This window comes from Pantoea sp. Taur (assembly GCF_009830025.1).
In the GTDB taxonomy this organism is placed as follows: Bacteria; Pseudomonadota; Gammaproteobacteria; order Enterobacterales; family Enterobacteriaceae; genus Pantoea; species Pantoea communis.
In genome coordinates this window covers 1-12,681 of record NZ_SZZZ01000028.1, presented here as the reverse complement: position 1 = coordinate 12,681, position 12,681 = coordinate 1, and the positions used below count along the sequence as shown (strand labels likewise).

Sequence of the window (12,681 nt, the reverse complement as noted above, 5' to 3'; positions counted from 1 at the left end):
CAACTCCTGCTACTTCGGGGAATAAAAGGGATTGCCCAACTCGGGCAGAGCATTGATTAACTGCTGGCGGCCCGGCAACTTCTCCATGGCCGCTTCTATCGCCACTTTGCAGGCGCGATAGTTATTAGCGAACACTTCATCGAGATCGGTACAGCCAGGATTCACCCAGTTAGCGGTGACAATGCACCACTCATCTTCGGCTTCCGGCGGCAACGTGCCTTGCAACTGCGCCTCGGTTACAGCTTTAGCAATCGCAGCCTGTGATGCGCCCCAGGTGGCATTGCCGTGCAAATCGCTACTGATAGCGGCTTTGTTGACATAAAGCGTCATCGGCTTGGCTGGCACATTGGGTTTAATCACCACCATAAACGGGCAGTGGCCTTGTGAAGGCGTCGCCAGGCTGGTGGAGAACGCCTGACCCACCACGCCGTTGCGTGGTCCAATCATGATATTGATATGCGAAGCGTTAACGCCGTCGCCTGCAAAGCCTTCACCGATATACATTTCCATCATTGCCTCCAGTTACAGATGTTGTGTTGAAGTTGAAGCGTTAGGGCTGGGCGCTTTATCCACTGCCGGGGTCTCCTGAGAGGCGTCAGTGAGCGTCAGACCTTTGGTCTCGGGTGCCCAGGCGATGGACACCAGCGCGCCGAGCACCAGAATCGCCGCCAGCAAACCCATAGTGCCGGCGATGCCGTAATTGACGATGGCGAGTGGCAGTAGCAACGTGCCGACCGCCGAGCCCAGTCGGCTCATTGAGGTGGCGAAACCCACGCCGCGAGAGCGCACATCGGTCGGGAAGCTCTCAGCCGGGAACACGCCCACCAGGTTGCTCACGGCCGACATAATCAGCGTAAAGGCGGCAAACAGCAGAATCAGCCAGATGCCGGGGCTGGTGTGCAGCAGGCTCAGCAGCAGCAAACAGGTCGCAAGGAAAATAAAGGAACCGATCAGGAAGCCTCGACGTGAGCACATCGCCGTTAGCACGATACCGAGCACGGCACCCACCAGCAGCAGACCGCTTAACAGCAGATCAGTGGCAAAGCCTTGATCCAGTCCCATCTCGCGCAGGATGGCGGGCAGGAAGGTATAAATAGCGAAATAGGGGATCACCAGGCAGACAAAGAACAGACAGTTAAAGGCGGTGCGACGACGATAGCGCGGGCGGAACAGTGCGCTCAGGCTGCCATCCTGCTCCTGCTGTTTCTCTTCCTGCAAGGTGACGTGCGAGCCAAATAAACGATGAACGATAGCCATGGCTTCCTCGCGTCGACCGCGACGCAGTAACCAGCGCGGGGATTCCGGCGTACCAATGCGCAGCAGCAAGATCGCTAAAGCTGGTAGAGCAGAGGATGCGAGTAGCCAGCGCCAGCCATCAACGTGTGCCTGCAGTGCCAGATGTCCGGCAAAGCTGGCGGCGACGTAGCCGACAGTCCAGAGCACGCTGAAGGCCCCCAACAGCACGCCGCGATGTTTGCGCGGGGCGAACTCCGCCAGAATGGTATGGCCGACCGAGAAGTCACCGCCTAAGCCGAAGCCAATCAGCACGCGCAGCAGGAACAGTTGCTCCGCCGACTGGGCAAAAAACTGCATGCCGGATGCCAGGGTAATCAGGATAAAGCTGAAGCAGAAAATCTTCTGGCGGCCGACGCTGTCGGCGATCCAGCCGAGAATCAGGCTGCCGAGGAACAATCCAATCAACGCCGAGCTGCCAATCATGCCTTGCCAGAACGGCGTGAGTGACATTTGCGGTGTCATCTGTGTCAGCGCGAAGCCAACGGAACCGAGAATGTAGCCATCGGTGAGGTGCGCACCGAAGGTGAGCCCGGTGATTTTGAGGTGAAAGCGATTTAAGGGTACATCATCCATCAGAGTCGTTTGCGTCATGTTCCTTCCTCCTTCGGGGAGAGATGGTTGTTATTTTATTGTTATCTGGATGAGAAATTACTGTGACATTGGAGCCGGGTGCAGGCCAGTGCGAAAAAGTCATACCCCTATTCCGCAATTTCCTGTGATTGCACTCAAAAATTTAGGTTTACGTTCTCCGTTACCGTCTGGGTTGTGATTAGATTGGCGCGATGTTTTACCGCCTGGCTGCTGGAGTCAGAATGAGAAAGTTGCCTTCACTCAGTATGTTACGGCTGTTCGAAGAGACCTGTCGTACGCTGAGCTTCAGTAAAGCCGCCGATGCCTTGTTCATGACGCAAAGCGCCGCCAGCCGCCAAATGCGCCAGCTGGAAACCTTCCTTGGCAAAGACCTGTTCGTGCGTAGCCACAGTGGATTGATGCTGACGCCTGAAGCCATCCAGCTGCTACCCGTGGTACGCCAGTCGCTGGATCTGCTGGAAGAAGGCGTACGCAGCGTGCAGCAGCATAACCCCCGCCAGCACCTGCGTTTACAGGTCGCTCCTACCTTTGCCACGCGCTGGTTAGCGCCGCGTCTGGTGTCATTGCGTCAACAGCATCGTCAGCTGCAAATCATGCTGATCAGTGAAGCGCGGCAGAAATACAGCGACTTCGACTGCGCCATTCGTTTTGGCTCGCAGCAGGATGCGCAAGAGGCGGGCGCGGAAGGCGAATGGCTGTGCCATGAAACTTTGGTGCTGGTGGGCAGTCCGCTGCTGATGCTGGATGGCATCTGGCCAGATATCAGCCTGATGCCACAGTTGCATGTGCTGAATGGCGACAGCCGGCTGGATAACTGGTCGCGCTGGTATCAGGCCTGCGGCGAAACTGCGCCGCCGGAAGATAACGGACTGGCGTTTAGCACGCAGGATCAGGTGATCAACGCCTGTGTCACCGGCGCGGGTTTTGCCGTGCTGGATCGTGCCATGGTGCGTAATGAACTCAGCAACGGCGTATTGGTTCAGATCTCGCCGCAGTTGCTTTCCAGCGCTAACGGCTACTGGCTGGAGGTGCCTTACGGCAAACAGATGTTGCCGCGCGTGGCGGTATTTCGGGATTGGCTGCTGGCGGAGATGCAACGTTTCAACGCTGCCACGCCCGCAGCCAGCGTTATCCTTTAGTGAATAGGTGGGTGTGCAGTGGATTTAGTTGAATTGTTAAAGAGCTCGCCGGTGGTCGCCGCCGTCAAAGATGCGCAAAGCCTGCAACAGGCGATTGACTCACCTTGCCAGGTGGTGTCGGTGCTGTATGGCAACATATGCAACATCGGGCGTATCGTCGGGCAGATAAAACAGGCTGGGAAAATCGCCTTTGTGCACGTTGATCTGTTGGAAGGCAGTTCGCGTCAGGAAGTGGTGATCCAGTTCCTGAAAATCGTGACGCAGGCCGATGGCATCATCAGCACTAAACCGGCGATGCTGAAAGCCGCGCGTCAGCACGGTTTCTGGGCAATCCATCGCCTGTTCGTACTGGACTCCATCTCCTTCAACAACATTGATAAACAGGTGGCGCAGTCGCAGCCCGACATTGTGGAGATCCTGCCTGGCTGCATGCCGAAAGTGCTGGGCTGGATCACCGAGCGCATCAGCCAGCCGATCATTGCTGGCGGGCTGGTGTGCGACGAAGAGGATGCACAGCTGGCGTTAGCGGCGGGCGCGCTGGCAGTCTCGACCACCAACGCTGGCGTCTGGCCATTGGCGCAGCGACGCTAAGCCTCCGCGAGTGGGCTAAGGCGCTTAAGCAGAGGATCGAGCGCGCTGTGAAGTTGCTGGTAAACCTGCTGATTGAGTTGCTGATACAGCGCATGATGGCGAGCATTCGGCAGGAATGTCTCGCCGGTTTTCACCAGTGCCGTCACGCCTTCCTGATAGCTTTGCCACACGCCTAATGCCATCCCCGCATTGAGAGCACAGCCGATAGCGGCGGAGCTGCGCATCACATTGCGGCGTGCAGGCACCCCAAAGATATCCGCGAACAGTTGCATAAACAGATCGCTGTTGGCGCCGCCACCGGAAATCACTAACTGTGTCAGCGGGCGATCCAGCGCCTGCATCATCGGATCCAGATGGTTTTTCATGGTGAACACGATGCCTTCCAGCAGAGAGCGGAACAGGTGCGCGCGGGTATGACGACCATCAAAGCCGATGATCGCCCCTTTGCGCCACGGTGCTTCGGCCGGTGCGGCCCAGTCGTGCAGCGTGATCAGCCCGTCGCTGCCGGCCGCTACCACACTGGCTTCAGCGCCGAGCAGGGTTTCGATATCCACACCGGTATCTTGTGCATCCTGCAGTGCCGCTGCGCCAAATTGATCGCGGAACCAACTCACCGTCCACATCCCCCGGCGAACGCCCATGCACTCATAGAGAAAATGGCCCGGCAGCGCCGCCTGGAAAGGCCAGAAGTGCTCGCTGGCGTGCGGTTGCGTGTCGCCATGTACCATCGCACCGATATAAGTGCCCAGTGAAATCAACGCTTCGCCATGAGCCAGTGCGCCAGCGCCTAAGGCTTCCACGGCTTTATCATGGGCGGTGGCGATAATTGGCAAACCCAGCGGTAACCCGCTCGCCCGCGCGGCGGTGGACGTGACTTCGCCCAGCATTTCACCAGGGCGCACCACATCAAACAGCTGATCCCGACGCAGATGACAGCTCGCCATTTTGCTGTCGTCCCACGTCTGGCGGGCATCATCCATTGGCCAGCAGCCGATGTAGTTAGCACTGGTATCGCGTGTCTGACCGGTAAGGCGATGGGTGATGTAGCCGGAGGTGGTGGTGATCCAGCGTACGTCACCGTATTCCGGCGCGGGTTGATAAGGCTGGTTGAGCCGTGCATCCATCCAGTTGATCACCGGCCACGCCAGCTCGCCGTCCTGGCGCATCAGCACTCGGCAGCAGCGGATCACGCACAGCCCGGCGGCCAGTAGCTGATGGTCCTGACCACCCAACTGGTGAAAGCGCGTCATTGCCGCACGGCAGGCCTGCTGCACCGAATGCCAAAGATCATCATCAGGATGTTCGGCACGATTGGGCTGAGGGATCTCAAGTGCACGCAGCGGCTGCTGTGCGCTGCACATCACCTCGCCGTCGGTGCGGAAAATCACCACTTTGGCACTCTGTGTGCCGACATCAATTCCCATCAAATAACGCGCAGACATATCAGACTCCTTTTAATGGCGCGGCGTGACCAGCAGGTGAGACCCGCTTGATCTGGCTAATCAGTAAGGCGGTAAACAACAGCACCAGCAAGCTGGCGCAGCCGCCCATGATCCACATGTTGCGGTAGGCAAGGGCAGGCGGCAGCGTATCCTGCCAGTAGCCCACCAGTGGATAGACAAAGACATCGGGTAAGAAGCCAATCACTGAGCAAATACCAATGGTGGTGCCGAGGATCTGCTTAGGTGTATTCACTTCACCGATGCAGGCAAAATAGAGGCCGCGTGAGGCATAACAGGTGAATCCCATCAATAAGATCAGGCCGATTGCCAGTGCCAGACTAATAGGCGATTGTGTGACGACATACAGCAAGGCGATCACACACAGGCAGAGTCCTGACAGGAACTGGATCACGCGCGTCGGCGAGCGCCAGCGGCTGTAACTGGTGACCATGCCGCCCAGCGGACCGCAGATGGCGCGGAACACTTTGTTAATGATGATGCCCATGTAGCTGGCGGCCACCAGTGACATGCCATAGATTTCGGACAAATAATTGGTGGAATAACTGAGGATGGCGTAGATGGTGTAGACGCCGAAGATAATCATGCTGCAGTACCAGGTGGTGGGCATTTTTAGCACGCGTAACGCATGTTGCAGACTAAAGGCTGATGATTGCTCCTCGTCCTGTTGGGCAAAACCATCGCTGACCAAAAACCAGCAGGCGATGCCGAGTGCTATATAGGTGCCGCTGTAAATCAGGATCACTGCTTTCAGGCTGTTCGGATCGTCAGGGTGAAATTGGGCAAACACCCAGACGGTAAACAGGGCCAGGCCCATCACGCCGACGCCGCGCAGACCTTCCATCCAGCCCATGATTTTGCCTTGCTCCTCACGCGTGCCCAACAGCGAAGCCGCTTTGATCGACACCGCCCACAGTAGCAGAATGGTGGTGATGGCAAAGGCGACCTGAATCAGCAGCATTGCCCACAGCGGTGGGTAGGTGGCCATAATGGCACCCAAAATGCCAGTGGCGATCATGGCACCGGACATCACTTTACGATGGGAAAATTTGTCGGAAATTAAGCCGCCGGGCGCATAAAGTAAAATAGCGGTAATTCCAAAGGTGCTCATGATGATACCGATTTCGGTATTCGAAAATCCCATGAATTTCGCCATCGGGATTTGGTAGATATAACGTAAATACGCCAAATCAAAACTAATGCCACCGCTGATGCTAATAACCGCTAATGTTAACCAGCGGATTGAGTTTTTGGTTTGCATCTTCGCCCCCAAATTAGAAACAAAAAAAAGAGAAAAGCGTCCTTTCCGCAATCGCAGAAAGTTACTTTTCTCTTGGTCTCAGACAGTAACGGGGAACATTTTTAGCATGACAACTTGCTATGGCGTTGTGAAGGAAGTCACAGAATGACGTTATTAAAATGACTCGGCTTATTCTTATATATTTTTCGCTGGCGTATTTATTCTGATGCTTAATTAATCACCTTGATGTCTTCAGGTTTTTTTGTGATTGAGATCGCTTTTTATTTCAAAATGCCCATGCTAGCGTAATAACCAGTTACTCGAGATCTGGAGAAAAGTAACTTCTTCGCTTTACTGCGAAGGAGCTTGCTTTTCTCCTTTTTTTTGCCCGTTATTCAGACCAGGAGATGGAATCATGACGGAATCGCTGGATACATTTTCACTCGATTTCTTTTCGCTGCGAGGGCAGTGCGCCATTGTCACCGGAGGCAACACCGGTTTGGGCCAGGCCTTTGCAGTCGCGCTGGCAAAAGCAGGTGCCAATGTCTTTATTCCTGATCTGGCGCCTGCCAATCCAGAGACAAAGCAACTGATTGAAAAACAGGGTGTTCGTGCAGAATTTATGCAAGCGGATATCACGCAGGCCGGTGAACCGGCGCGCATTGTCGCGGAGTGTCTGGAGCGCTTTGGCCGGCTGGATATTCTGGTCAACAATGCCGGTATCTGTAAGCTCAATAAGGTGCTGGATTTTGGTCGTGAAGATTGGGATCCGATGATCTCAGTGAATCTCACCGCTGCTTTTGAGATGAGTCATCAGGCAGCGAAAATCATGGTGCCGCAGCAGAGCGGTAAAATTATTAATATCTGTTCGCTCTTTTCCTGGCTTGGTGGCCAATGGTCACCGGCTTATTCCGCTACCAAACATGCGTTGGCCGGTTTAACCAAATCCTATTGTGATGAGTTGGGGCAATACAATATTCAGGTTAACGGTATCGCGCCAGGCTATTACGCGACGGCCATCACCACTGCCACGCGCAGTAATCCTGAAACCAATCAACGCGTGTTGGATCATATTCCGGCGAATCGCTGGGGAGATACACAAGATTTAATGGGTGCGATGGTGTATTTAGCCAGCCGCGCATCAAATTACGTCAATGGCCATTTATTGGTTGTCGATGGTGGATATCGGGTTCGTTAATTAATTATATTTGTTGAGAGGAAGAATATTATGACGCTTTCACGTGAAGCCATTGTTGAACAATTAAAAGAGATCGTCGGCCCACAACAGGTAGTGACCGACGAAGCTGAATTAAAACGCAGCAGCCATGATCGTTTTCGTAAATATGCTGATATTCACGGTGTTTACACCCTGCCGATCCCGGCTGCGGTGGTGAAACTGCAAAATACCCAACAGGTTTCGGATGTCTTAGCCTTTATGAATCGCCATCATATTAATGGCGTACCGCGCACCGGTGCATCAGCAACGGAAGGTGGGCTGGAAACCGCCGCACCAAACTCGGTGGTGCTGGATGGATCCGGCATGAATCAGGTCATAAAGATCGATATCGAAAATATGCAGGTCACTGCGCAGTGTGGTGTCACGCTGGAAGTGCTGGAAAACCAGCTGCGGGCACAGGGTTACACCACCGGTCACTCACCGCAGTCGAAGCCGCTGGCGCAGATGGGCGGCCTGGTGGCGACGCGCAGTATTGGTCAATTTTCGACGCTGTATGGTGCGATTGAAGATATGGTGGTGGGGCTGGAAGCGGTGTTCCCCAACGGCGACATCACCCGCATCAAAAACGTGCCGCGCCGTGCGGCGGGGCCAGATATTCGCCATGTGATTATCGGCAACGAAGGCGCACTGTGTTACATCACGGAAGTCACGGTAAAAATCTTCAAATATCAGCCGGAAAATAATCGCTTCTACGGCTATCTGCTGGACTCGATGAAGACCGGGTTCGCCATCCTGCGTGAAGTAATGGTGGACGGCTATCGTCCTTCGATTGCACGCCTTTACGATCCAGAGGATGCCAATCAGCACTTCAGTCAATTCTCGAAAGACAAGTGTGTGCTGATCTTTATGGCGGAAGGCACGGCGGGCATTAGCGAAGCCACTGGTAAAGGCATCGAAGGCATTGTGGCGAAACATTCTGAGTGCCAGCAGGTTGATAGCCAGCTGATCCAGACGTGGTTTGAGAACCTGAACTGGGGCCCGGAGAAAGTGCAGGCGGAGCGTGACTTTATCCAGCGCACCGGCAATATGGGCTTTACGACCGAGGTGTCGGGTGACTGGTCAACCATCAATGCCATCTATGAAAATGTGCTAAAGCGTATTCGCACTGAATTCCCACATGCTAAAGACATCACCATGCTGGGCGGTCACTCATCACACAGCTACATCAACGGCACCAACATGTACTTTGTTTACGACTACAACGTGGTGGATTGCCGTCCTGAAGAGGAGATGGCGAAGTATCACGTGCCGCTGAATGGCATGATCGTGGAAGAGACATTGAAGTTGGGCGGCTCGATGGTGCATCACCACGGTATCGGTAAGCATCGCGTGCAGTGGGCGAAGCAAGAACACGGCAGCGCATGGCCGATTTTGCAGGCGCTGAAAACTGCATTTGACCCGAACGGGATTATGAATAAGGGCACCATCTTCCCGCAGGAGTAAAACCACAAGGTGCGCAGCCATGCGCACCTTACTTATTTCTCGCCGCACACCTCACAATGCCGATCCTGCATCACTTTCATGTTGCGGAACTCCGCACTCATCGCATCGTAGATCAACAAGCGTGCACGGGCAGGTTGCCCCAACGCGGTCAGCACTTTTATGGCCTCTAAAGCTTGCATCGCGCCAATCACGCCCACTAGTGGCGCCAGCACGCCGGCTTCCACGCAGCTTAATGTCTGATCGCCAAACAAGCGGCTAATGCAGCGATAACAGGGTTCGTCCTGTTGCCAGGTAAACACGCTGAGTTGACCTTCCATACGAATAGCCGCCCCGGAAATCAGCGGCACCTTGTGCTGGTAACACAAACGATTGATCTGCTCACGTGCACTGACATTATCCGTACAGTCCAGCACCGCATCATGGCGCGCGATCAGGGCACTGAGTTGAGCATCATCCAGCTGTGCATCAATCGGTTCGAGCTGGCAATGCGGGTTAATCGCCGCCAGCCGTTGACGCGCAGATTCCACTTTGGGCTGGCCGAGGGTGGCATCGCTGTGAAGAATCTGGCGCTGCAGATTGCTTAAGCTGACGCTGTCGAAATCCAGCAGAGCAAGATGGCCCACGCCAGCCGAAGCCAGATAGGGCGCAGCGGCACAGCCAAGCCCGCCGAGACCGACGATTAACACGCGAGAGGCTTTGAGCTTCTCCTGACCGTCAAAATCAAAATCCCGCAACACAATCTGACGGTTGTAACGCAGCATCTCCTCATGGCTCAGTTCGACGCTCATTAGCCCTCCAGCAGGCTATTGAAAACTTCAACCTCAACCCATTCGCCTGGTTCCACATCCGCACGATCGCGATCCAGCACGATAAAGCAGTCGGCCAGGGCGAAAGAGCTAAACACGTGCGAACCCTGGGCGCCGGTGCTGCGCACTTCCAGTACGCCGTCTTCACCACGATTGAGAATGCCGCGCTGGAAGTCGAGGCGTCCTGGCGATTTCTTCAAACGCTGAGTCGCGCGCGCGCGTTGGCGCAGCGGCATAATGCGCGTGGTCTGCCCGGTGAGGGTGGCCAGCAACGGCTGCACCAGCTGATAGAAGGTCACGGCGGCAGACACCGGATTGCCGGGCAGCCCGCAGAACCAGCTGTTGGCTAAGCGGCCAAAGGCGAACGGTTTGCCCGGCTTCATCGCCAGCTTCCAGAAGGTAATCACGCCTAACTCTTCCAGCATCGCTTTAGTGAAATCCGCTTCGCCGACGGAGACGCCGCCGGTGCTGATCACGACATCCGCCTGACGATCGGCTTCGCTGAATGCCTTGCGCAGCGCCTCGGGATCGTCCGCAATCACGCCCAAATCGATCACTTCGCAGCCCAGTTTGTTAAGCATCAGCGATACGGTGAAGCGGTTCGTGTCGTAGATTTGACCGTCAGCCAAGGGCTGGCCCACCGCCTGCAATTCATCGCCGGTAGAGAAAATCGCCACGCGCAGTTTGCGCAGCACGCTCACTTCGGCAATCCCCAGTGAAGCCAGCAGCGGCAACTCGGCGGCTCCGAGGCGAACACCCGCCTCCAGCACCTGTTTGCCAGCTTCAATGTCTTCACCAATACGGCGGATATTTTGCCCGGGTGTCACGGCGGCAGTGATGACGATACCGCCCTCGCGCTGTTCGGTTTGCTCCTGCATCACCACGGCATCGCAGCCTGCCGGAATCGGCGCACCGGTCATAATACGAATCACGCTGCCAGCGGGCCAATCGCCGTTGAACGGCGCGCCGGCAAAAGCTTTGCCGGCGACCGGGAATTCGCGGTTCGGCACGATATCGCTGAGACGTAAGGCATAACCATCCATCGCGGAGTTATCAAACGGCGGCACATCCAGTGGAGACGTCACCGGTTTGGCGGTGATGCGACCTGCAGCCTCATACAGCGAGACGCTGAGGCAATCGCTAATGGGCGTGAGCTGTTGCAGCATTTTTTGCTGCGCGTCTTCGAGGGAGATTAATCCTGCGGTGAAAGGTTCCATGTCAGTCTCTGCGTGATGAATTTCAGTTGCTGCCTATTATGGTGACATTTGTCTGCCGAGTCACATGTGACTAAAAAAGCATAATCCACAATAAAAGGTTATGACCGGAGATACACTTTCTGCTTTACAAGCCGGGAGTGCCTTTCTATAGTCGAAAATTGCCTAAAAAAGATGAAAACCATTCTAAATCAGTGTTTTTGGTTCTGATTTCCTGACAGGGTACCGGTTATGGCTAAAGCAGTTATCGCAATTCACGGCGGTGCGGGCGCAATCACGCGTGCCGCTATGAGCGCCGAAAAAGAGCAGCACTATCGTCAGCAATTGCACGCAATCGTTACCGCAGGCCAGCAGATTCTCGCCACAGGCGGCAGTGCGCTGGATGCGGTGACCGAGGCGGTGCGGCTGCTGGAAGAGTGCCCACTGTTTAACGCAGGCAAAGGCGCGGTCTTCACCCATCAAGGCACTCACGAACTGGATGCCAGCATTATGGATGGCCGCACTCTGGATGTCGGTGCGGTGGCGGGCGTGAATCACATTCGTAACCCGATTCTGGCGGCACGTAAAGTGATGGAAAATAGCCCTCACGTGCTGTTTATCGGTGCGGGGGCAGAAGCCTTTGCCGCTGAACAGGGGCTGGAACAGGTTGCGCCGGATTTCTTCTCCACGCCTGAACGCTGGGAGCAGTTACAGCGTGCGTTGAGCAGCCAGCAGATGGTGCTCGATCATGACGGCGCCGCGCAAAGTCACAGCGACGATCCGCTCGACCCGGATCGCAAATTCGGTACCGTGGGTGCGGTGGCGCTCGATCTTCAGGGTAATCTGGCCGCTGCGACCTCAACCGGCGGTATGACCAACAAGCAGGTCGGCCGCGTGGGCGATTCCCCGCTCGTCGGCGCGGGCTGCTACGCTAATAATGAGACCGTGGCGGTTTCCTGCACCGGCACCGGTGAAGTGTTTATTCGCACTCTGGCAGCGTATGACGTTTCTGCACAGATGGAGTACGGCGGCCGAAGCCTGCAGCAAGCCACTGCCAACGTGATTCATGACAAAGTGCAGGAGCTGGAAGGCAGCGGCGGGCTGATCGCTGTCGACAGCCATGGCAATGTGGCGCTGCCCTTCAACAGCGAAGGGATGTATCGGGGATTCGCCTATGTGGGTGGCGAAGTCGAGGTAGCGATTTACCGCGATAGCTAAGGAGCAGGCATGACGCAGCAGCATCAGCAGTTTGCACCCGAGCAGGTTTTGGCGGTGCGTGACCTCAACGTACGGTTTGAGCATGAAGGGCGAATCACCGAAGCGGTGCGTAACCTGTCACTGGATTTGCATCGTGGGGAAACGCTGGCGCTGGTGGGCGAATCTGGTTCGGGCAAATCGGTCACCTCGCTGGCACTGATGCGTTTGATTCAGCAGGCGGGCGGCGATGTCAGTGGCGAGATCCAACTGCGTCGACGTAACGGCGAGGTGCTGGATGTGATGCGTGCCTCCGCCAGTCAAATGCGCAAAGTGCGCGGTGCCGATATGGCGATGATTTTCCAGGAGCCGATGACCTCGCTTAACCCGGTGTTTACCGTGGGCGAGCAGATCGCCGAATCCATCCGTTTACATCAGGGCAAAAGCCACCAACAAGCGCAGGCCGAAGCACGGCGCATGCTGGATCTGGT

Annotated in this window: 12 protein-coding genes; 6 read left to right on the top strand and 6 right to left on the bottom strand. The window is 55.8% G+C overall.

Features of this window, described 5'->3' with window-relative positions:
- Window positions 1–9 precede the first annotated feature (9 nt).
- Window positions 10–510: a formaldehyde-activating enzyme gene (fae, locus tag FD744_RS23400; RefSeq protein WP_034820831.1), complete on the bottom strand. Its 501-nt coding sequence runs from the start codon at window positions 508–510 to the stop codon at window positions 10–12.
- Window positions 511–522: 12 nt separating this feature from the next.
- On the bottom strand, window positions 523–1,887 hold the full coding sequence (locus FD744_RS23395) for an MFS transporter (protein WP_160869702.1): 1,365 nt from the start codon (window positions 1,885–1,887) through the stop codon (window positions 523–525).
- A gap of 221 nt (window positions 1,888–2,108) precedes the next feature.
- Between FD744_RS23395 and FD744_RS23390 the strand changes: the two genes are divergently transcribed.
- The gene (locus tag FD744_RS23390; protein ID WP_034820825.1) at window positions 2,109–3,026 is read left to right on the top strand and encodes a LysR substrate-binding domain-containing protein; all 918 of its coding nucleotides are present in this window, start codon (window positions 2,109–2,111) and stop codon (window positions 3,024–3,026) included.
- 18 nt (window positions 3,027–3,044) lie between these two features.
- Complete coding sequence (locus tag FD744_RS23385; RefSeq protein ID WP_160869700.1) at window positions 3,045–3,617, top strand: glycerol-3-phosphate responsive antiterminator; 573 nt, start codon at window positions 3,045–3,047, stop codon at window positions 3,615–3,617.
- Here the strand turns inward: FD744_RS23385 and FD744_RS23380 are convergent.
- Both FD744_RS23380 and FD744_RS23375 read right to left on the bottom strand, forming a co-directional pair.
- The gene (locus tag FD744_RS23380) at window positions 3,614–5,059 is read right to left on the bottom strand and encodes an FGGY-family carbohydrate kinase (protein WP_160869698.1); all 1,446 of its coding nucleotides are present in this window, start codon (window positions 5,057–5,059) and stop codon (window positions 3,614–3,616) included. The two genes, FD744_RS23385 and FD744_RS23380, sit on opposite strands and share 4 nt — an antisense overlap.
- A gap of 1 nt (window position 5,060) precedes the next feature.
- Window positions 5,061–6,338: a nitrate/nitrite transporter gene (locus FD744_RS23375; protein ID WP_160869696.1), complete on the bottom strand. Its 1,278-nt coding sequence runs from the start codon at window positions 6,336–6,338 to the stop codon at window positions 5,061–5,063.
- Between the two features lie 391 nt (window positions 6,339–6,729).
- On the opposite strand from FD744_RS23375, the gene FD744_RS23370 reads away from it, so the two are divergent.
- Window positions 6,730–7,515, top strand: coding sequence for an SDR family oxidoreductase (locus FD744_RS23370; RefSeq protein ID WP_155287943.1), 786 nt, complete (start codon window positions 6,730–6,732; stop codon window positions 7,513–7,515).
- A gap of 30 nt (window positions 7,516–7,545) precedes the next feature.
- Entirely contained in the window at window positions 7,546–8,997 is a 1,452-nt protein-coding gene (locus FD744_RS23365) for an FAD-binding oxidoreductase (RefSeq protein WP_160869694.1), read from the top strand.
- A gap of 32 nt (window positions 8,998–9,029) precedes the next feature.
- Here FD744_RS23365 and moeB read toward each other — a convergent pair whose 3' ends face one another.
- Entirely contained in the window at window positions 9,030–9,785 is a 756-nt protein-coding gene (gene moeB / locus FD744_RS23360; protein ID WP_160869692.1) for a molybdopterin-synthase adenylyltransferase MoeB, read from the bottom strand.
- On the bottom strand, window positions 9,785–11,020 hold the full coding sequence (moeA, locus tag FD744_RS23355) for a molybdopterin molybdotransferase MoeA (RefSeq protein ID WP_160869690.1): 1,236 nt from the start codon (window positions 11,018–11,020) through the stop codon (window positions 9,785–9,787). Before moeA ends, moeB begins: the two co-directional genes overlap by 1 nt.
- Before the next feature lie 228 nt (window positions 11,021–11,248).
- On the opposite strand from moeA, the gene FD744_RS23350 reads away from it, so the two are divergent.
- Window positions 11,249–12,214 (top strand): isoaspartyl peptidase/L-asparaginase family protein, encoded by a 966-nt coding sequence (locus FD744_RS23350; RefSeq protein WP_160869688.1) that lies wholly within the window; start codon window positions 11,249–11,251, stop codon window positions 12,212–12,214.
- 9 nt (window positions 12,215–12,223) lie between these two features.
- A partial coding sequence (locus tag FD744_RS23345) for an ATP-binding cassette domain-containing protein (protein WP_160869686.1) occupies window positions 12,224–12,681 on the top strand: 458 nt, incomplete at its 3' end.

Coding starts and splice junctions, on each gene's coding strand:
- fae (WP_034820831.1), bottom strand. CDS start 510: ATGGAAATGTATATCGGTGAAGGCTTTGCAGGCGACGGCGTTAACGCT.
- FD744_RS23395 (WP_160869702.1), bottom strand. CDS start 1,887: ATGACGCAAACGACTCTGATGGATGATGTACCCTTAAATCGCTTTCAC.
- FD744_RS23390 (WP_034820825.1), top strand. CDS start 2,109: ATGAGAAAGTTGCCTTCACTCAGTATGTTACGGCTGTTCGAAGAGACC.
- FD744_RS23380 (WP_160869698.1), bottom strand. CDS start 5,059: ATGTCTGCGCGTTATTTGATGGGAATTGATGTCGGCACACAGAGTGCC.
- FD744_RS23375 (WP_160869696.1), bottom strand. CDS start 6,338: ATGCAAACCAAAAACTCAATCCGCTGGTTAACATTAGCGGTTATTAGC.
- FD744_RS23365 (WP_160869694.1), top strand. CDS start 7,546: ATGACGCTTTCACGTGAAGCCATTGTTGAACAATTAAAAGAGATCGTC.
- moeB (WP_160869692.1), bottom strand. CDS start 9,785: ATGAGCGTCGAACTGAGCCATGAGGAGATGCTGCGTTACAACCGTCAG.
- moeA (WP_160869690.1), bottom strand. CDS start 11,020: ATGGAACCTTTCACCGCAGGATTAATCTCCCTCGAAGACGCGCAGCAA.
- FD744_RS23350 (WP_160869688.1), top strand. CDS start 11,249: ATGGCTAAAGCAGTTATCGCAATTCACGGCGGTGCGGGCGCAATCACG.